The sequence below is a fragment of the Flavobacterium sp. LS1R10 genome, from assembly GCF_003968825.1.
Taxonomy (GTDB): Bacteria; Bacteroidota; Bacteroidia; order Flavobacteriales; family Flavobacteriaceae; genus Flavobacterium.
In genome coordinates this window covers 164078-185317 of record NZ_RYDH01000004.1, presented here as the reverse complement: position 1 = coordinate 185317, position 21240 = coordinate 164078, and the positions used below count along the sequence as shown (strand labels likewise).

Genomic DNA, 21240 nt, shown 5'->3' with positions numbered 1-21240 from the left:
TAATGACTAATATAAATTATTTTATAGTAAATAATAAAAGGAATATTAAAACGATTTTAATTTCTCAACTATTTTCTAATTTAACTTCTTTGATTATCCTTTTTTTAGGATTGTTTTATATAAATCCTGATAAATACGTTGGAATACAATTAGTTATGTCCTATTTGGTTTTTAGTGGCTTTATTCACCTAGGATTAATAGATGGAATTGAATTAAGAATTTCGGGCAATCCAATGGATAAAAAACCTTATGGTTTCTATATACTTACTTTATTTATTTTAAGTTCATTACCAAGTATTATATATTTCATATTCTATTATGAAAATTTTGACACAAATATTCTTGTTGCATTTTTAGCTTTTCCATTAATTAATTTGAATGCTTTTTTTGTAGTATTATTGCGTTCTTTTGGTTTTTCATGGATTGCAGCCCGTGGTGTTATATATGAAAAAATTATTGTAATTTTTTATTTGCTATTTACAGCAACTTATACATCAGATTATATAATTTTTTTTATATTCGCAGCTATATCACCATTTTTATATTATGTGATTAAATCATATAAAATTGGAATTAGTTTTGATTTTGGTATTGATATAAATACAATGTTTTCCGACTTAAAAAATGGGTCAACGTTAATGATGTCAAATATACTTTACAGTATAATTAGTTCAGGATCCATTATAATTGCAGCGAAATATTACAATAATAAAGAAGTTTCAAAATTAGCAATAGCAATATCATTTATAAACTTGTTCATTGGATTATCTACTCAATTTTCCAATGTTTTATTCCCTCTATTGTCAAATCAAAAAAAAATAAGTGGAAAAGTAAATCATGATGGGTATATTATAATACTTGAAAAGTATGTTCCATTACTTGTAGTTTTAGCAATTATATGTTTATACTTTGGAGATTTTTTTTTAAAAGATTTATATACAAAAAAAAATATTTTGAAATATGTTTTTTTATTAATACCAATTACCTATTTTGAAATAAAAAATCAGATATTAAATATTATTATAATTAAATTAACAAAGCAAATTAATAATTATTTAATTATTAACTTTTCATCAGCCTTAGTTTGTGTTTTGTCATTACTATTTAGTAACTATTATTTTGATAATGATATTTTAATGTTCTTATATGCATTAATATTCTCGTTTATTTTTAGATTTATTATTTTGAGTTTATATTGTAGAACAATAAGATATTTAGACTATTTATTAATTTTGTTATTTTGTATTTATTTATATATTTTAAAAATATGTTAGGAATTATTATTGTAAATTATAACGATTGGGATAATCTTCGTAATTGTATACAAAGTATAGTGGTTAATATGCCATATAGAATTTATATTGTAGATAATTTATCAAAACCAAATTTATATGCAAATGAATTGACTAAATTAGAGAATGTTACATATATTCAGAGTGCTATTAATGGGGGTTACTCATTTGGTAATAATTTAGGATTAACTTGTGCAGTAAATGATAGGTGTGAATATTTTGTAATATCAAATACTGATATAATATTTGAAAGTAATTCTATTGATAATTTAGTACAGCCACTTCTAAGTAAGTTTTGTGATATTATTGGACCTAGGGTATTCTTACCTAATGGAGATAAACAGGAAGAAATATTAGGGATACGAGTTACACCAATAACTAAAATTAAGTTAATTTTTAATTCAGGATTTAATGGTTTGATATTTAAAAATATTAGAAATAAATTTAATAATGTTGATCGTAATAATTCAGATAGTTATCCAGTATATGGCGTTTCAGGTTGTTGTTTTGCTTTTAATAAATTAACTTTTGAAAAAGTTTTACCTTTTGATGAAAATATTTTTTTGTACAATGAGGAATGGTTATTATCGGAGAAATCATTTAGAAATGGTCTTAGAATAATTATTAATAATAAGTCAAATGTTTTACACATGCATGGTGCAACTACACAGAATATTAAATCGTTTTCTTATTATTGTTTTGTAAAAAGTGAATTTTATGTACTTAGAACACTTTTTCCAAATTATTTTATTTTAAATGTAATTATACTTATAATGAGATTACCAAAATTACTATTTGTATATTTTAATGAAAAGTTAATAAATAAATTATGAATTATTGTATTACAATTTTTGGTTGTAAAAAATATCAAGATATAGCACATGTTTTTGTTAAAGAACTTGAATTTTGGAATAAGAATTTATTATCCAATAGTGTTTTTTTTACTGACGACTTCATCGAAGGCTTAAATATTAAACAAATAGAAATTAAAGAAGATATTTCTTGGTCAATGAGAGTTGCTAAATCTTTAGAAAATATTAAGGAAGATTATATTCTTTTCTTACTTGACGATTATATAATTAAAGAAAAAGTAAATATTAACCATGTAGAAATGATCATTAATAACTCGAAAAGTTTTGGAGTCAAATATTGTCGTTTAATAGACATTCCTTCAGAGAAATCATTTGGCGACATGAGACCAATCAAGGTAGATAATTATGGAATCAATTTACAACCAGCCATATGGGATAGAAAATTTTTAATATCAATTTTAAAAAAAATTGATTCCAATCCTTGGATTACAGAAACTTCTTTACATAACTTCTTTACAATTAATGAAAATAATTATCAAGGGGCTTTTGGCTATAATTTCATTGATTATTATTTAAACGCTGTAATTAAAGGTAAGTGGTCTCGTAAAGTTCCTAGCAATCTTATCGCTTGTTCTGATCGACCCAAAATGAGTAGGTTTGAATGGTTATACTATAGAACAAAAGTTGTAACATATAATTCATTAAACTCAAATACGAGGTTAATTGTCAAAAGCATTTTAAAAAAAATAGGTTTTAATTTTCATTCATAAATAATATAAAACATGGGGATTTTTAAAGGAAAAAATTTACTTATTACTGGAGGAACAGGTAGTTTTGGCCAACAAGTTATCGAGTCATTAATTGATTCAGACATACAATCTATTACTGTTTATTCAAGGGATGAAAGTAAGCAAGAAACATTAAGAAATATGTATTCTTCTGATAAGTTAAGATTCATAATTGGAGATGTACGTGATAAAAGAGCGATTAGTGACGCGTTAGAAAATATAGATTATGTATTTCATGCGGCTGCTTTAAAACAAGTTCCTTCTTGTGAATTCAATCCAGTGGAAGCTGTCAAAACTAATATTTTAGGCACACAAAATGTGTTAGATTCTGCTTGTGAAAAAGGAGTTAAAAAGGTTATTTGTTTATCAACTGATAAATCTGTTCTGCCTGTTAACGCAATGGGTATGAGTAAAGCCTTAATGGAAAAAGTCGCTGTTGCAAAAGCCAGGTCTCAGTCTAAAACTATCATTTCTGTTACCAGATATGGTAATGTATTATACAGTAGAGGAAGCGTGGTTCCGTTATTCAGAGATAAAATATTGAATAACTCTCCACTACCTATAACTGAACCTAGTATGACTAGATTTATTATGACACTTAAAGAAGCGATGGATTTAGTCTTTTTTGCTTTTGAGAATTCTGAGGGGGGTGAGATATTCGTTCAAAAATCACCAGCTTGTAGAATTGATACACTTGCCTTGGCGATGAAAAAATTGTATAAATCTGATGTTAAAATTGAACAAATTGGAATTAGACATGGTGAGAAAATGTTTGAAGCATTATTATCAGCAGAAGAATTTTCTAGGTCAGAAGATATGATTAATTATTTTAAAATATTACCTGATTCTCGTGATTTAAATTATCAAAAGTACTTAACTAATGGCGATCTGTCAATTAGCCAATTTAAAGAGTATAATTCAATTAATACTATAATTTATGATGTAGATGATGTATGTAAGAAGTTACTAGAGGTTGATCAAATTAGAAAAGATTTAGGAATAAAATGATAGTATCTTTAATTGGTCATGGAGGATATGTAGGGCAAAACATTAAAAACGCCTTAAAAAATAATTCGGATGTTGAAATTCTAAATCTAATTGATAGGGATACAAAACATAAAGATATGATAGACTGTCTGTCAAAATCGAATATTTTTATCCATTGTGCAGCTATACAAAGACCATTAGTTAATAGTATTGAAAATTTTTTGCCAAATTTTGAATTAACAAAAAAAATTGTTGATAACTTATCAGAATCAACAAAACTAATATTTATTTCATCCATACATTATAATTCTGATACACCTTTTGGTATTGTCAGGAAAAAGGAAGAAGAATATATTCAGAATAATGTTAAATGTTATACAATTTATCATCTACCTTATACATTTGGACCTTTTGGTAAACCGGATTATAATAATGTTTTTAATACTTACATAATAAATATAATAAAAAATAAAAATATTATTATAAATGAATATATAAATGAATTTCCTCTAATATCCTTAAATAATTTCACTATAAATGTTGTATTAAATCTTAATAAATGTTTATTTATTGTAGATGAATTTAATACTAAAAATTTAACATTGCTGGATTTTTTATATAACTTAGGCAAAATACATAAAAGTACAGATACAGATTCTGATTTTTTAATCGAATTAAAAAATGTTTATGACTGGTATAGGAATCAATGAGTTATATTTTTTAGTGCCCATAAATTTATTTTTACTTATAATATTTTACAAAAGTAAGTTCCCACGTTATATTTTCTTGTTTTTAATCGTTGCCTTATCTTATTCATATATTGATATGGCTGATTATGAGGGGTATTTACAAATGTATGATGCGCCAAAGGGTAATTCATCAGGAGAGTATTTTTTAGATCAGACAGAGATAGGATTTAGATTTTTTGTTTATTTAGGAAATTATTTAAATTTAAAATTTGATTTATTCAAATCTATAATTTATTTGATTTTTAGCATTTTTTTGATTAAAGGATTAGTTAAAATCAGTGATAAATCAGTGAATTTAGTTTTATCGTTGTATCTATTTTATCCTTTAATTTTAGATTTAGTACAGATAAGACATTTTATGGCGATGGCTGCTTTTATTTATGCAATATCTTTTTTTTTAGTGTCAATTCAGAAAAAAGAAGTTAAAATAAAAAATTATATTTTATTTATACCAGCATTATTATTTCATTACTCATTTGTCTATTTAATACTTCTTGTTTTTATTTCCAATAAATTGTTAAGTCTAGAGCGTGGACGAAATTTTGTGTTTAAAAACATATTATTGGTAATTATATCATTTATATCTGTTTCTGTAATATTATTTTTTTTAAATGTTAGTAATCTAACTTATTTTTCAACGGATACCTCTATAAATACAAAACTTTTTTATTTATTCGTTTATTTGTTGTTTTATTTAATTTTTATTTTGGTAAGAAGAGGTATAAAGTCATATAATAATATTTATGATTTTGTTTTAATTTATACCTCACTTTTGATTGGTACAACGCTTCCTATGCTATTTTACCATGTTGAATTTTTCAGATTTTTTAGGGTAGAGTTGCTGATTTTGATAACACTTATGTTTTCAGTAACATTATCATCAACAAAAATTGTGAATCGTTTCTATATAATTTTAATTTTTACATTTCATGTTATTTTATCAATAATTGTATTTTATATTTATTATTTAGAAAATTTAATATTTCCACTTTTGATTATGAATAGTCAATAATAAATTAAAAGTTTTTTTTAATTTATTATTGACTATTCATAATTTATATATTGCAAAACATTCTTTTAAAATAGTGCTAAATTTTGAATGTTTTCTTAATCTAATTAGAAACTAATATATCAATTATGAAGAACATATGGATTATTGATCCTTATAGCGAGAAGCCAAAACCTGGTTGGCGAGATGGTAGGTATTATCTCATTGGCAAAACTCTTAGTGAACATGGGTATAATGTACATTTATTTATATCAAATTTTTCTCATTTAAAAAAAGAAACAGACACTAACTTAGAAGAAATTCAGGTTAATTCTAATTTTAGAATTGTCATTGTTCCTACAATAGGCTATAAAAAACATATTTCTTTTGAAAGAATCAGGTATGAAAAATTATTTGCTAAAAATATTGCTAAAAATAAACAAAACATTCCTTTGCCATCTTTTGTCATTATTAAAGAACCTGCTATTTTTATGTTTGGGAATTTAAAACCTCTTATTAAAGTTTCGAAAGCAAAAGTTATAATTGATATTATGGATTTATGGCCAGAATTATTTGAATTAAAATTACCCGTAAAATTGAGATGGTTAGGTAAATTTATATTTTATCCTTTTTATTATAAAAGAAAAAATATTATTAAATTTGCATCCGCAATAACAGCCGTTGCTCCAGATTATTTAGAAATGGGTTTAAAGATTAATAACAAAGTTCCAAATAAAGTAATTTATTGGGGATGCGACACTGCATCTATAAACTCACTAGTCAATTCCCAGAATGATTATTTATTATCAGAATTAAATCTTCCATCAAAAAATAATGATATATGGGGAATTTATGCTGGTACATTAGGAGAGAGCTATGATATTCCTACTTTAATAAAAGCAGCTAAAATTATGGAAGATGAATTTCCTGAATTAAAATTTTTGATTGCAGGTGCAGGCCCTTTGGAAGAAATGGTAAGTGATTGTGCATCTGCGAATAAGAATGTCTTTTTTTTAGGAAGTCTACCGACAAGTCAACTTTATCAATTATTTAAGTTTTGTGATTTTGGATTTTCTACATATACAGATGCTTCTCCAGTTTCGATGCCAATCAAATGCTATGATTATTTAGCTGCGGGTTTGCCCTTAGTAAATTCATTGAAAAGAAATTTGGGAACTTTAATAGAAGAACATCAATTAGGATATCAATATGATGCTTCGGATTATAATTCCTTAGTTAATACTCTAAAAAAACTTATGAAGGATAAGGAAAGTTTAGTTTTGAAGAAAGAAAGATGTAAATCAATAGGTGTTGAATTTGATGATCATGTCCAGTATAGCAAATTTGTGGGTCTATTAGATGAGTTGACAGCTTAGTAATTTTGTTCATATTTTCACAATAATTTAGGTAATTCTTAAAAATTATAAAAAAATGAATTATAAAATTACAAAATATATCTATGTGTCTTTAAGTAAGACTTTACTCGACAAAATTATTTCTTTAATTATGTTGCTTTTGTTTTTACCAGTATTGATTATATTAACCTTTTTATTAATAATATCTAATAAGGGTAGTGCGTTTTTTATTCAATCTAGACCTGGCAAAAACGGAAAGCTATTCAAAATTATAAAGTTCAAAACTATGAACGATAAAAAGGATGATACCGGGAATTTATTGTCGGATAAGCATAGATTAACTAGGGTAGGTAAATTTGTTAGAAAAACATCACTGGATGAAATTCCACAATTAGTAAACGTTCTAAAAGGAGAAATGAGTTTAATAGGTCCAAGGCCTTTATTGCCACAATACCTACCTTTGTATAATGAGTTTCAAAATAAGAGGCATGATGTGAAGCCGGGTATTACAGGGTGGGCGCAAGTCAATGGTCGTAATGCAATATCATGGAATAAAAAATTTGAACATGATGTATGGTATGTACAGCATGTCAGTTTTGTATTAGATGTTAAAATATTGTTTTTAACAATAAAAAAAGTATTCATTAGCGAGGGTATTAATATGCAAGGTCAGGTTACTACTGAGGCATTTAAAGGAAATTAACAATGAAGAAAATTGCAATTTATGGTGCCGGAGGGTTTGGAAGAGAGATTAAAGTTTTGATTCATCAAATTAATATAGTTTCTAATAAATATGATTTAATTGGTTTTTTTGATGATGATAAAAACAAAGGAGATATTATTGATGGTGTAGTTGTATTAGGAGGTATTTCTGAATTAAATATTCATTCTGGTATTAGTGTTGTTATGGCTATTGGAAATCCTGATGTGAAAAAGATGTTGGTTGAAAAAATATTTAATGAAAAAATACTTTTCCCAAATGTATTTCATCCAAGTGTAGATTTAACTAATTTGTCAAATAAATTTGGTAAAGGGATTGTAATTTGCTCAGGAACTTTTGTTTCATTAAACGTGTCCATTGGAGATTTTGTAAGTATAAATGTAAATTGTACTTTAGGTCATGATTCATCTATTGGTAACTATGCAAGTTTGATGCCAGCTGTAAATATCTCAGGGAATGTTCATATTGGAAATGAAGTTTTTATGGGTGTAGGAGCTGTAACTAATAACGATATTTTGATTCATGATAATGTTACTATTGGTGCAGGTTCAGTAGTTTTAAAATCTATTAATTACCCTTGTGTTGCAATGGGTAACCCTGCAAGAGAAATGATAAAAAAATAAAAAATAATTAAATATAAAATAATGAACTACGAAAAATTAAGAAATTCATTTTCAGAAGCTTTAGATTTAGAAATTGAAGCCATTACGAACGATTTGGCATATCAAAGTATTGTTGAATGGGATTCTATTTCTCATATGATATTGATTAGTCAGATAGAGGAGGATTTTGATATCTCACTAGAAACTGATGATGTCATTGAAATGAGTTCAGTAGAAAAGGCACAAGAGATATTAGCTAAACATGGAATTAAATTCTAAATTATGATTATTGAAAATAAGATTGTATTAATTACTGGTGCATCTAAAGGTATTGGTAAGGCTATAGCTGAACTTTTTGCAAAGGAAGGTGCTAGATTAGTACTTACAGGAAGAGATGTTGATGGTCTTAATAAATTAAAAAATTCATTGCCTTTTCACACTGTAGAGCATCTAAGTTATGAAATGGATGTCACAAAGATTGCAAGTATAAAAAAGGTTTTCGATTCTTTAAACAGTCAAAAAATTTTCATTGATTGTTTGGTGAACAATGCAGGAATAATGAAAGATGCCACTTTACAGATGATTAAACCAGAAGTGATTGAAGAAATTTACAGTACCAATGTTTACGGTACTATTCTTCCTTCGCAATTTGCTTTGAAACCATTAATTCGTAAAAGAGGAGGATCAATTATTAATGTATCTTCTATAATAGGAACTAATGGTAATTTGGGGCAATCTATTTATGGTTCTAGCAAGGCTGCAATTATAGGATTAACAAAATCATTAAGTAAAGAGCTATCAGGTCTTAATATAAGAGTAAATGCAATAGCGCCAGGCTTTATAGATACTGATATGACTAAAGGGATGGATGAGAAATTTTATGAAAAAAATTTAAAGTCTATTGGTATGAGAAGATTAGGTCAACCAGAAGATGTAGCAAAAGTGGCTCTTTTTTTAGCTTCTGATTTATCTAGTTATGTTACAGGACAAATAATAGGAGTTGATGGGGGAATGATAATTTAATTTTATGAAATTTTTCGAACAAGCTTTACAGAATGTAAATTTAGAATTTATAGATAATCAAAATGCTAATGTTTATTCATTAGAGGATATTTCTTCTTTAAATTTTTTAGAAACTAACAAGGTTTTGGTTTTTGCTTATCTTGATAACTCAATAGAAGCAATATCAATTTTTTGGTCTCTCATGAAGAGTAATCATTGTATTGCACTTTTGTCTCCATCTTTAACTAATCATTTTAAAGAAGAGTTGGAGGAACTATATAAACCTGTTTTAATTTTTGATAATGTAAGAATTGAAATTTCAGGATATGATAATTTAAATGAAAAAAGTATAAAATATTTTCAGTTAATTAAAAAGGATATCTTTAGGATTGATGATGAAGTAAAGATTTTGATAAGTACTTCTGGCACAACGGGTTCTCCTAAATTTGTTAAATTATCTGAAGAGAATTTAATTGCTAATGCCGTTTCAATATGTGACTATTTACCAATTAATAGTACTGATGTCACGCCTCTAAATTTGCCTATATTTTATTCATATGGGTTATCTATCTTAACTAGTAATGCATTAAAAGGAGGTAGGATTATCTGTACAAATGACGATCCTTTAAAAAAAGAATTTTGGGAAAGTTTTCATAAATATGGATATACTAGCTTTGCTGGTGTTCCGTTTGTTTATGAAATGTTAGACAGAATTGGTTTTACAAAAAAAACTTATAATTCTTTAAAATACTTTACTCAAGCTGGTGGTAAATTGCAAGATGCTTTAGTTAGTAAATATGGCCAATATGCTTATGAGAACGGGCTTAAATTTTATGTAATGTATGGGCAAACGGAAGCTACCGCTAGAATGTCTTTTTTATCACCTGAATTTACATTAGATAAAGTAGGGTCTATAGGTAAACCAATATTAAATGGAAGTTTTTCTATTGATGAGACTACAGGTGAATTAAGTTATATTGGACCTAATGTTTTCGGTGGTTATGTAGAAAAACGTGAAGACCTAAGTTCATTTGTAGCAGAAAAAGTATTAAAAACAGGTGATATAGCTAGGATTGACGAGAATGGGTTTTACTATATTACAGGAAGATTAAAACGCGTAACAAAGATATTTGGTAACAGAATTAATCTCGACGAAGTTGAAACGTTGATATTTAAGCAGTTTGATGTAAGTGTACGATGTGTTGGTTTTAACGACAGTCAGTTGGTTATATTTACAACTGATGGGGAATTAGATTTGAAGGAGTTAAACAAGTTTATTTCAACAGATTTAAAACTTCATATTTCAGTTGTTAAATCTAAATATATAGTAGGAATGCCTATAACTTTAAACGGTAAGATTGATTATAAAGAACTTATAAAAATGTATGGAGCTAAATAATTTAATTAATTTAAAACAATATAGTCTTGAACGTACGGAAAAACGAGATTATATGAACGGTTTGTTAGCTCAACTTAATGACTTTCACTTAAATAATTCGTTAGAGTACAAGCAAATTAAAGAAAAGATTTGGGGTAGGGATCATGTTGTAAAAACATTAGAAGATTTGCCTTTTATTCCTGTTTCGGCTTTTAAAAATCATCAAATAAAAAGCATTGCAGAAGAAGAAATATTTAAAGTTTTGACTTCAAGTGGTACAACAGGGCAACAAGTTAGTAAAATTTATTTGGATAAGGAAACTGCTAAATTACAAACATTTGCTTTGTCTAAAATAATTTCTCATGTAGTCGGAACTTCTCGTCTTCCAATGCTGATAATTGATTCAAAATCAATATTTTCTAATAAATCTTCTTTTTCAGCAAGAGGTGCAGGAGTTTTAGGGGTTTCTATTTTTGGTAAAGATCATACTTATGTGTTAGATGATAAATTTGAACCTGATGAAGAGGTTTTGAAACTTTTTCTTGAAAAGCATAATGGTAAACCGATTTTAATTTTTGGTTTTACTTTTATGGTTTGGCAGTATTTATTTAATGCTAATTTGAAAAATAAATATGATTTGAGTAAGGCTATATTAATACATAGTGGAGGTTGGAAAAAACTAATTGATATAGCTGTTGATAATCCAACTTTTAGAAACTCACTTAAGGAAAAATTTAATCTTAAACATATTTATAATTTTTATGGTATGGTAGAACAGGTTGGGTCTGTTTTTTTAGAGAACAGTGATGGGTATTTGCATTGCCCTAACTTTGCTGATGTAATCATTCGTAACCCATATGATTTCTCAGTTCAGCCACCAGGTAAAGAGGGTTTGATACAGGTGATAAGTGCATTACCTAAAAGCTATCCGGGTCATTCGTTACTAACTGAAGATATTGGTGTTTTAATGGGTGAGGATGATGCTTCTAATGGATGGAAAGGTAAGTATTTTAAAATTATAGGTAGAGCTAAAAGAGCAGAGTTAAGGGGTTGTAGTGATACCTTCAAAACTAAATAAAATAAATGGAAAATTTAGAAGTAAGTCAGTTAAGTCCTAATCATTTAACTAAAGTTTTATTAAAAGATTTAAAAGTATTTGATAATAGCGCTTATTTATTAAAGCCTTTTGATGGTATTACAATAGATTTTTTTGATTCATTTTCAAAAAATATTTTATCAAACAGAACTATTAATCACCTTCCAGAGATTGCAGCTTTAGGATTTTGGTTGAGGAAAGCGAATTTGAACCAGTTAAAAGATGAAAATAATCATTTGTTTTTGGGATCTTCATATAGAACTTCTCCCTTAGGTAAAGTTTTTCACATTTGTCCCGCAAATGTCGATACAATGTTTATCTATAGTCTAACGGTTTCGGTCTTAATGGGGAATAAAAATATTTTGCGCGTTTCTTCAAGGATGGAAGCTCCTCATGTAAAAATGTTGTTTGATGTTTTGAATAGTACTATTCAACAAGAAAAATTTACTATTTTTAAGTCTTATATTAACATCATAAGTTATCCTCATAATGACTCTATAAGTTCATCTATCTCTGAATCAGTAAATGTTCGTGTGATTTGGGGAGGAGATCAAACGATAAAAACTTTTAAGAAATTTAGAACTTCACCAAGAACTAAAGATATTGTCTTCGCTGACAGAGTTTCGATGTTGTGTATAGACTGTAATTCTTATCTTGATCTTGACGAAAAAGAGATTAAAGTAGTTATTCGTAATTTTTATAATGATGCATATACCTTCGATCAGATGGGTTGTTCTTCACCCCAAACAATCTATTTTATAGGTGACGAAAATCAATATAAAAAGTGTGTAATTAAATTTCAAGAAGATGTTTCTGATTATTTGAAAATAAACTACGAAACAGATTTAGCTTCAATCTCTTCGTTAAAGTTAAATAGAATGGTTGATGATGCAATTGAAGATGTCATAGTTTCTCAATCAGGGAATAATTATATTAAATTCTTAGAACTTAATACTAATGTTGACGAATCTACATTACATGGCTGTGGTGGGGGGTATTTTTATGTACGTAATATAATATCTACAACATCTTTGATCAATTTACATACTCCCAAAGTTCAAACAGTTTCTTATTTTGGTTTGAAAGAAAGTGATTTAGAAGCTTTGTTTCAATTATCAAATGGTGAGGGTATTGATAGGATTGTTCCTTTGGGACAAGCATTAAATTTTAATTATATTTGGGATGGTTATAATTTATTTGACGAATTGAGTAAGAAAGTATTTATAAAATAAGCTAAAATGCTCCTAGTACTTTATATTAACAGAAAAAAGTATATGTATAGATAAAGCAAAATACTTCATAAAAATTTAAGCATGAATAATCCAAAAATATGGCTTTCCTCACCACACATGGGAGGAAACGAACAAAAATTTGTACAAGAGGCTTTTGATGCCAATTGGGTAGCGCCGCTAGGACCAAACGTAAACGGTTTGGAACACGATTTAGAATCCTATCTAGGGAATCAATCTCATGTCGGAGCTTTAAGTTCGGGTACGGCAGCGATACATTTGGGATTAATCCTTTTAGGAGTCCAAGCTGGCGATGAAGTACTTTGTCAAAGTATGACTTTTTCGGCTTCGGCTAATCCTATATTGTATCAAGGGGCAATTCCTGTTTTTATTGACAGCGAAACGGACACCTGGAATTTATGCCCGATTGCCTTAGAAGAGGCAATAGTAGACCGAATTGCTACAGGAAAAACGCCTAAAGCGATTATTGCAGTGCATTTGTATGGTGTGCCGTATCAAATTGATGAAATTAGAACAATAGCGGATAAATATGGTATTCCAATTCTAGAGGACAGTGCGGAGGCTTTGGGAAGTTCTTATAAAGGTCAGAAGTGCGGTACTTTTGGGGATATAGGGGTTTTATCTTTTAATGGGAATAAAATCATTACCACTTCTGGAGGTGGTGCTATTGTTACTCGAACGAAGGAGTTGAAAGACAGAGCTGTGTTTTTTGCCACACAGTCGCGAGATGATGCTCCTCATTACCAGCACAGTGAAATAGGCTATAATTACAGAATGAGTAATATTTGTGCCGGTATTGGCCGTGGGCAAATGGAAGTTTTAGACGATCATGTGGCTTTGCGAAGAAAAATGCATGCTTTTTATGTCGATTTATTCAAGGATATTGCAGCAGTAACCGTTTTTGAAGCTCCAAATGATGATTATTTTGCTAATTACTGGCTGAGTTCCATTATGGTGGAACCTGATGCAGTGAAAGGAATTAATAGAGAAGCTTTGCGTTTGGCTTTCGAGCAAGCCAATATTGAATGTCGTCCTTTATGGAAACCAATGCATTTACAGCCTATTTTTGAGAAGTACCCATACTATGGAAGTACAGTTGCTGAAACTTTATTTAAAAAGGGGTTGTGTCTGCCTTCCGGTTCTAATTTGACGAATGAGGACAGGGAGCGGATTGCCGGGGTGGTGAGAAGGGTTTTCGGTTTGTAGTTATCGGTTAGCTATTGTCAGTTCGAAACTGAAAGTTGATAAGTATGCAAATAACGGATATACGATCTTTGTAAAAGTAAACTTTTAAAAATATAGAGTATGACACAACGCCAAGCTTTACAGTTATTTGAAGAAAAAAAAGTGCGCACCCTTTGGGATTCTGAACAAGAGAAATGGTATTTTTCTATAGTGGATGTTATTCTTGTACTAACCGATAGTACAATCCCTAGAAGGTATTGGACGGATTTAAAAAAGAAGTTGTCCAAGGAAGGGAGCCAGTTGTACGAGGATATCGTACAACTGAAAATGCAATCTGCCGATGGAAAGTTTTATAAAACTGATGTGGCAGATACCGAGCAGCTTTTCAGACTGATACAATCGATACCTTCACCAACAGCGGAACCTTTTAAACTTTGGTTGGCACAAATAGCATCAGAACGTTTGGATGAGATGCAAGATCCTGAACTGACGATCGATCGCGCCTTAGAACAGTATTTGCAATTGGGTTATTCGGAAAGTTGGATCAATCAACGACTGAAAAGTATTGAAATCCGAAAAGAACTGACCGATGAATGGAAAAACAAAGGGCTGAAAGAAGGAATTCAGTTTGCAACATTAACCGATATTATTACCAAAGCTTGGTCGGATAAAACTACTAAAGAGTATAAAATTTTGAAGGGATTGAAAAAGGAAAATCTGCGGGACAATATGACTAATACAGAATTGATTTTGAATATGCTAGCGGAGGCTTCTACCAAAGATATTTCGCAAGCCGTAAATCCTAAAAGTTTTGAAGAGAGTCAAAAAGTGGCTCAACAGGGGGGAAACGTTGCTAAAGTAGCTCTTCAAGAATTGGAAGCTAGAACAGGTAAAAAAGTTGTAACAGGATTGAATGCAAAACAGGTTTTGCAAGAGAAAAATAAAAAACAGTAATCGATTTGCAAAAAAGAACGATCGAGAGATGATGCGCCGCATTACCAACACAGTGAAATAGGGTATAATTATAGAATGAGTACTATTTGTGCTGGTATCGGCCGCGGTCAAATGGAAGTTTTAGACGATCATGTGGCTTTGCGAAGAAAAATGCATGCTTTTTATGTTGATTTATTCAAGGATATTGCAGCAGTAACCGTTTTTGAAGCTCCAAATGATGATTATTTTGCTAATTACTGGCTGAGTTCCATTGTGGTGGAACCTAATGCAGCGAAAGGAATTAATAGAGAAGCTTTACGGTTGGCTTTCGAGCAAGCCAATATTGAATGTCGTCCTTTATGGAAACCAATGCATTTACAGCCTATTTTTGAGAAGTACCCATACTATGGTAGTACAGTTGCTGAAACTTTATTTGAAAATGGGTTGTGTCTGCCTTCCGGGTCTAATTTGACGAATGAGGAGAGGGAGCGGATTTCGGCAGTTGTCCATGCTTTTTTTAAACAACGTAACTAATTTCTAAATAAAAATTTCACGCAGATTGGCGCAGATTAAAAAAGTGCAGAGTAGCGCCTATTTTTTAAAGATTTTAAAGAATCTGCGAAAATCGGCGTGGAGCTAGATCAGCGATTATCGGCGTGTAAAAATATCCAGATATCCCCGTAAATAAAACATTGTTAAGTGGTACAATATTGAGTACATTTTTTTGTACATTTGTAAAAAAAATAATAAATTATGAAAGCGATAACAATTTCAGCATTAAGAAAAGGGATGAAAGAATACTTTGATTATGTTTCTCAATCGATGGAAGTAATTGTAGTTCCTAGAAATAAAGAGAATGAAGCGGTTGTCATTATGTCAATTCAAGAATATAATTCACTTTTGGAAACAGAGCATCTGTTATCCACCAAGAGTAATAGGAATAGACTTCAAGAATCTATTGGTCAACTAAAGGAAGGAGAAACAATTCCCTATTCATTAGATTAATAGAATTTACAAAATCATGAAATCGCAATGATTCTAAATCACAAACTGGAATGAAGAATGGCGATTCCTCCCGACAGCTATCGAGAAAGACAAAAACAAATATTATCTTCATATGAATATCGAATTTACAAGTCATGGTTGGGAAGATTTTACCTATTGGATAGAAAATGATGCTGATGTACTTGATAAAATTAAAGAGTTAATAAAATCAATTAAGCAAAATTGTTTTAAAGGGATTGGAAAACCAGAACCTTTAAAGTTTGGGTTAAAAGGATTTTGGTCAAGAAGAATTACAGGTGAACATAGATTAGTTTATTCCATAAAAGGAACAAAAGGGATTGATCAAAAATGTATTATTATTCAATGTAGATTTCATTATGATGACAAATAATACGTTCTATTTGCAACTGCCAATAAAATAATTTCAAAAATAATTATAGGAGGAAATCATTCTGATACTAGAGGTACCCTTCGATTTAATAATTCTTTTGATTCAACGGCTATAAAAAGAATTTATCTCATAGAAAATAGCGAAACCACATTTGTTCGTGGGTGGTAAGGACACCGCACAGAGCAACGGTGGTTTTCTGTTGTACAAGGTAGTTTTAAAATTGAATTGATTGCCATTGATAATTGGGAGAATCCTTCCAAAAGGTTAAAATCACTCTCTTTTATTATAAATAAATGCTGAAACACTTGATATTCTCTATATTCCTCAAGGGTACGTAAGTAGTATTCAAGCACTCAAGGAAGGAGCAAAATTATTGGTCATGGGAGATTATTTGTTAGGAGAAATTCAAGATGAATATCGATTTGATATTGATTGTTTTAAATAGAAAAGTTTCACGCCGATGCGTTAAAAAAATTTCACGCAGATTGGCGCAGATTAAAAAAATCTATACAATTATGGAATTTGATTCCGTAATTGTATAGATTTGTAGAATGATACGTAGAGAAGCAGAAAAAGAAATTATAGCTTTGGCAAAGCAGTTTAAAGCAGTTGCCGTGGTTGGACCGAGACAGTCTGGTAAGACTACCTTGGTACGGTGGATTTTTAAAGACAAGGAGTATGTGAGTTTTGAAAATCCCGACATTCGTTTGTTTGCTATTGAAGACCCAAGAGGCTTTTTGTCAAACTATCCCAATGGAGCAATATTTGATGAGGCGCAAAGAGTTCCAGATATTTTTTCCTATTTGCAACAAATCCTTGATGAATCAGTTGTAAAAGGTTTATTTATTATAACGGGTTCAAATAATTTTTTGTTGCAGGAAAGCATATCTCAGAGCTTAGCAGGAAGAGTGGGTTATCTTAATCTGTTACCACTGACTTTGCACGAAATAGGTGATAAGGAGCGTACTATTAGCCAGACTATTTTTAAAGGTTGCTATCCTTCGTTATATAATGACACTGTTGATACTACGCAGTGGTATTCAAATTATATTAGAACATATATTGAGCGAGACGTTAGGCTGATTAAGAATATAACCAATTTGGTGGTTTTTGAAAAATTCTTGCGATTATGTGCTGGTAGAATTGGTCAGTTGTTGAATATGAATAGTTTGGCGGTAGAAATAGGTGTTGATACAAAGACGATTAGTTCTTGGATTAGTGTTTTGGAAGCTAGTTTTGTAGTGTTCCGTTTACAACCGTATCACTCTAATTTTAACAAAAGAGTTGTAAAAATGCCTAAATTATATTTCTATGATACGGGATTAGCGTCTGCCTTATTGGGAATTCAAAATAGTGAGCAAATTGACGTTCATCCATTTAGAGGTGCGCTTTTTGAAAATTTGATTATTGTTGATTTTCTTAAAAGTAGATTTAATAAAGCCAAGACCAATAACCTTTATTTTTGGAGAGATAATTTAGGGAAAGAAATAGACTTGATTATTGATAATGGGATGGATATAATTCCTATTGAGATAAAATCAGGGCAAACAATAACCATTGATTATTTTAAAGGAGTTGTTTATTGGAATAAACTAGCTCAGAAAGAAGGGGGATATGTGATTTATGGGGGTGACTTGGTTCAAAAAAGGAGCAATTCTATTACGGGAATTCCATTTAGTGCAATAAATTCGATTGAAAATAAACTACTGTAATCTTTTATTGGTTTTAGTAGGATTCGTAATGATATAAAAGAATATCCCACAATGAAAATGGAGTTACCTTTATTGCGAGGTGTTGATTTGGGCTTTGTTCCAAAAATCAAACAATTGTTGGCTATAATCTCTGAATCGGTTCCTTTTATACCTAATGTGAGTAATTTAAGTGATAAAATTGGTATAAATAGAACTACTTTAATGACTTATCTACATTATTTGGAAGAAGTAGGTTTGACCATTAACTTGCAAAAAGAAGCTAAAGGAAGTGTGAAATTGCAAAAACCAGCTAAGATTTATTTAGAAAACACAAATTTAATGTTTACACTTTCTCCTTCAAAAGCTACTATTGGTAAGGCTAGAGAGACCTTTTTTGCAAATCAATTGGGGTATAAAAATAAGTTGAGCCATCACGAAAAAACTGATTTTTTTGTAAGTGATTTATATTCTTTTGAAATTGGAGGAAAGGATAAGTCGATGAAACAAATTGAAGGTATCGAAAATTCCTATATCGCCGCAGACGATATTGAGTATGGTTTTCAAAATAAAATTCCATTGTGGTTGTTTGGCTTTCTGTATTAAGTAATAACCCTGGTATAATGTCGTATTTTAAAATCAGGATAAAATCATGTAAAAATTTGATTTAAAGCTGTTTTACTTAAAGTTAATTCTTTTGACTTTACGACTTTTAAACTTTCGACTTACTTACAATTAAATGATAGAATAAATAAAATTACAATTACAAGATGACCATTGAAAAAACAAATATAAAAGATTTAGTACTTATTTCCCCGACAGTTTTTGAAGACTCGAGGGGTTATTTTTTTGAAGCCTACAATGAGGCTCAATTTCATGAACATGGGATTTTCTATCAATTTATACAGGACAATCAGTCTTTCTCCAAACGTGGGGTGATTCGGGGATTGCATTTGCAGATTAATCCTTTTGCACAAGCTAAATTGGTGCGTGTGTTTGAAGGAGAAATCCTTGATGTGGCGGTCGATTTACGCAAAAACTCATCTACTTATGGACAGCATTTTAGTGTGATTTTAAGTGCAACCAATAAAAAACAATTGATGGTTCCCCACGGTTTTGCCCATGGTTTTTCGGTTTTGAGTGAAACTGCTTCGGTGCTATACAAAGTAGATCAATTGTATCATAAGGAGAGCGAAAGAGGGATTAGGTATGATGATCCTACTTTGGCCATTGATTGGCAAGTGAGTCCTGATGAAGTTATTGTTTCTCAAAAGGATTTGGTTTTGCCGAGTTTTGAGGATATTGATTGGGAGTTTTGAAAAGAGAGTTTAAGGTCATATCGAGAGGCAGTTTTAATCGCAATCCTGATAGTAATCAGGAAGCAAAGACATTAAGTAGTTTTGTTTGTGATTTGAAAATCGACCGGTTGATCATAAATTGACTAACTATAAATGTAAAGTATTGATTTTTAGTATTATAAAATAGATGAATTAAAGCTATTATCTTTGTAGAAGTAAATTTTTAAATTTTTCGTTATGATACAGCGCCAAGCCTTACAGTTATTTGATGATAAAAAAGTACGGACTCTTTGGGATTCCGATCAAGAGAAATGGTACTTTTCTATTGTTGATGTAATTGATATTTTGACAGGCACTCCTAATGCAAGAAAATATTGGAGTGTTTTAAAAATGCGTTTAAAAAAAGAGGGAAGTCAGTTGACTACAAATTGTAGTCAACTGAAAATGCAATCTGTCGATGGGAAATATTATAAGACGGATGTCTTCGATACCGAGCAACTTTTTAGGTTAATACAATCGATACCTTCACCAAAAGCTGAACCATTTAAGCTTTGGTTGGCACAGATAGCTTCGGAACGTTTGGATGAAATGCAAGATCCAGAACTCACGATTGACTTGTGAGAAGTTGAAAGTGAGGAGTGAGAAGAGGAAAAGTGAGGAGTGAAAAATTAAAAAGATAAATGAAGAAAATAGTAGTTACTGGTGCTAATGGGCAATTGGGTTCTGAATTAAAGGTGTTGTCTAAAAACTACCCTCAGTTCGAATGGATTTTTGCAGACAGAACGCAAGTGTCCTTGGATAATTTGTCGATTTTACAAAGTCAATTAGAAGAAATTACTCCAGATTTTATATTAAATTGTGGTGCCTATACAGCCGTTGATAAAGCAGAAACAGAACACGAATTAGCGGATATTGTTAATCATTTAGCGGTCGCCATTATTGCTCAATATACGAAAGATCATTCTGTAAAACTAATTCATATTTCTACTGATTACGTTTTTGACGGGACATCAGCTGTCGCATTGAGCGAGGAGGCCCTAACGCAACCTGTTAATGTGTATGGAGTAACCAAAAGAGCGGGAGAGTTAGCTTGTTTGAAAGCAAATCCCGATGCAATTATCATTAGAACTTCATGGGTGTATAGCAGATTTGGAAACAATTTTGTAAAAACCATGCAACGATTATTACAAGAACGAGATACGATCAGTGTGGTTAACGATCAGATTGGTTCGCCTACTTATGCTGCCGATTTAGCTCAGGCTATGATGACTATTGTAACAGCACCAGACTGGATTGCCGGAATCTATAATTATTCGAATGAAGGAGAAATCAGCTGGTATGACTTTGTCCTGGCAATCCAGGATATTGGTGGGTATACTTGTGAAGTGAAAGGAATTCCCTCAGCGGCTTATCCTACACCTGCCAAACGTCCAGCTTTTTCTTTATTGGATAAAAGCAAGATTAAACGAGTTTATGGTATTGTTGTTCCGGATTATAAAGAGAGTTTAGCTGTTTGTATGAAAGGTGGGTTATGAGTTAGGGGTTGTGTAAAATTTCCGTTTTGCCCCACCCCTAAAGGGAGCCGAAAATCCAAAACGTAATTTAAATAAAGCCTGTTAATTTTAAATCGGATTTTGTGTTTCTTTTTTGCTCCCTTTAGGGACAGGGGGAAACAAAAAAGAAACTAACTAAATTTTATTTTTCGCACGCTCTAGGCGAG

At 30.2% G+C, this 21240-nt stretch carries 22 protein-coding genes and 2 pseudogenes; all 24 read left to right on the top strand.

Annotation, left to right across the window (positions count from 1 at the left end):
- Window positions 1-2 precede the first annotated feature (2 nt).
- Window positions 3-1274 carry a hypothetical protein gene (locus tag EKL96_RS09400; RefSeq protein WP_126461318.1) on the top strand — a complete coding sequence of 424 codons (1272 nt, stop codon included), beginning with the start codon at window positions 3-5 and terminating at the stop codon, window positions 1272-1274.
- Window positions 1268-2125, top strand: coding sequence for a glycosyltransferase family 2 protein (locus EKL96_RS09395; RefSeq protein ID WP_126461315.1), 858 nt, complete (start codon window positions 1268-1270; stop codon window positions 2123-2125). Before EKL96_RS09400 ends, EKL96_RS09395 begins: the two co-directional genes overlap by 7 nt.
- On the top strand, window positions 2122-2874 hold the full coding sequence (locus EKL96_RS09390; protein ID WP_126461312.1) for a hypothetical protein: 753 nt from the start codon (window positions 2122-2124) through the stop codon (window positions 2872-2874). Before EKL96_RS09395 ends, EKL96_RS09390 begins: the two co-directional genes overlap by 4 nt.
- A gap of 12 nt (window positions 2875-2886) precedes the next feature.
- Window positions 2887-3900 carry a polysaccharide biosynthesis protein gene (locus EKL96_RS09385; RefSeq protein ID WP_199739591.1) on the top strand — a complete coding sequence of 338 codons (1014 nt, stop codon included), beginning with the start codon at window positions 2887-2889 and terminating at the stop codon, window positions 3898-3900.
- Entirely contained in the window at window positions 3897-4589 is a 693-nt protein-coding gene (locus tag EKL96_RS09380) for a hypothetical protein (protein WP_126461309.1), read from the top strand. Before EKL96_RS09385 ends, EKL96_RS09380 begins: the two co-directional genes overlap by 4 nt.
- Window positions 4567-5640: an EpsG family protein gene (locus EKL96_RS09375; protein WP_158615224.1), complete on the top strand. Its 1074-nt coding sequence runs from the start codon at window positions 4567-4569 to the stop codon at window positions 5638-5640. Before EKL96_RS09380 ends, EKL96_RS09375 begins: the two co-directional genes overlap by 23 nt.
- A gap of 125 nt (window positions 5641-5765) precedes the next feature.
- Entirely contained in the window at window positions 5766-6992 is a 1227-nt protein-coding gene (locus EKL96_RS09370; RefSeq protein WP_126461303.1) for a glycosyltransferase, read from the top strand.
- A 55-nt stretch (window positions 6993-7047) separates the two neighbouring features.
- On the top strand, window positions 7048-7674 hold the full coding sequence (locus EKL96_RS09365) for a sugar transferase (RefSeq protein WP_126461300.1): 627 nt from the start codon (window positions 7048-7050) through the stop codon (window positions 7672-7674).
- A gap of 2 nt (window positions 7675-7676) precedes the next feature.
- On the top strand, window positions 7677-8315 hold the full coding sequence (locus tag EKL96_RS09360) for a NeuD/PglB/VioB family sugar acetyltransferase (protein ID WP_126461297.1): 639 nt from the start codon (window positions 7677-7679) through the stop codon (window positions 8313-8315).
- Between the two features lie 21 nt (window positions 8316-8336).
- Complete coding sequence (locus EKL96_RS09355; RefSeq protein WP_126461294.1) at window positions 8337-8573, top strand: acyl carrier protein; 237 nt, start codon at window positions 8337-8339, stop codon at window positions 8571-8573.
- A 3-nt stretch (window positions 8574-8576) separates the two neighbouring features.
- Window positions 8577-9317, top strand: coding sequence for an SDR family NAD(P)-dependent oxidoreductase (locus tag EKL96_RS09350; protein WP_126461291.1), 741 nt, complete (start codon window positions 8577-8579; stop codon window positions 9315-9317).
- 4 nt (window positions 9318-9321) lie between these two features.
- Window positions 9322-10695: an AMP-binding protein gene (locus EKL96_RS09345; protein WP_126461288.1), complete on the top strand. Its 1374-nt coding sequence runs from the start codon at window positions 9322-9324 to the stop codon at window positions 10693-10695.
- On the top strand, window positions 10682-11752 hold the full coding sequence (locus EKL96_RS09340) for an acyl-protein synthetase (RefSeq protein WP_126461285.1): 1071 nt from the start codon (window positions 10682-10684) through the stop codon (window positions 11750-11752). The genes EKL96_RS09345 and EKL96_RS09340 overlap by 14 nt, the downstream gene beginning before the upstream one ends.
- A gap of 5 nt (window positions 11753-11757) precedes the next feature.
- A complete protein-coding gene (locus EKL96_RS09335; RefSeq protein ID WP_126461282.1) occupies window positions 11758-13002 on the top strand; it encodes an acyl-CoA reductase in 1245 nt (414 codons plus the stop codon).
- Between the two features lie 81 nt (window positions 13003-13083).
- Window positions 13084-14226, top strand: coding sequence for a DegT/DnrJ/EryC1/StrS family aminotransferase (locus EKL96_RS09330; protein ID WP_126461279.1), 1143 nt, complete (start codon window positions 13084-13086; stop codon window positions 14224-14226).
- Between the two features lie 99 nt (window positions 14227-14325).
- Window positions 14326-15159 (top strand): Bro-N domain-containing protein, encoded by an 834-nt coding sequence (locus tag EKL96_RS09325; RefSeq protein ID WP_126461276.1) that lies wholly within the window; start codon window positions 14326-14328, stop codon window positions 15157-15159.
- Window positions 15160-15177: 18 nt separating this feature from the next.
- Window positions 15178-15672 (top strand): annotated as a pseudogene (locus EKL96_RS09320) (DegT/DnrJ/EryC1/StrS family aminotransferase); the annotation flags it as partial.
- 219 nt (window positions 15673-15891) lie between these two features.
- Complete coding sequence (locus EKL96_RS09315; protein WP_126461271.1) at window positions 15892-16143, top strand: type II toxin-antitoxin system Phd/YefM family antitoxin; 252 nt, start codon at window positions 15892-15894, stop codon at window positions 16141-16143.
- Between the two features lie 112 nt (window positions 16144-16255).
- A complete protein-coding gene (locus EKL96_RS09310) occupies window positions 16256-16534 on the top strand; it encodes a Txe/YoeB family addiction module toxin (protein WP_126461268.1) in 279 nt (92 codons plus the stop codon).
- A gap of 551 nt (window positions 16535-17085) precedes the next feature.
- Window positions 17086-18246: an ATP-binding protein gene (locus tag EKL96_RS09300; RefSeq protein WP_126461265.1), complete on the top strand. Its 1161-nt coding sequence runs from the start codon at window positions 17086-17088 to the stop codon at window positions 18244-18246.
- A 51-nt stretch (window positions 18247-18297) separates the two neighbouring features.
- Window positions 18298-18828 carry an ATP-binding protein gene (locus tag EKL96_RS09295; protein WP_126461261.1) on the top strand — a complete coding sequence of 177 codons (531 nt, stop codon included), beginning with the start codon at window positions 18298-18300 and terminating at the stop codon, window positions 18826-18828.
- Between the two features lie 164 nt (window positions 18829-18992).
- Entirely contained in the window at window positions 18993-19541 is a 549-nt protein-coding gene (rfbC, locus tag EKL96_RS09290) for a dTDP-4-dehydrorhamnose 3,5-epimerase (RefSeq protein WP_126461258.1), read from the top strand.
- Between the two features lie 216 nt (window positions 19542-19757).
- A pseudogene (locus tag EKL96_RS09285) lies at window positions 19758-20135 on the top strand (Bro-N domain-containing protein); the annotation flags it as partial.
- A gap of 65 nt (window positions 20136-20200) precedes the next feature.
- Complete coding sequence (rfbD, locus tag EKL96_RS09280) at window positions 20201-21055, top strand: dTDP-4-dehydrorhamnose reductase (protein WP_126461253.1); 855 nt, start codon at window positions 20201-20203, stop codon at window positions 21053-21055.
- Window positions 21056-21240 lie beyond the last annotated feature (185 nt).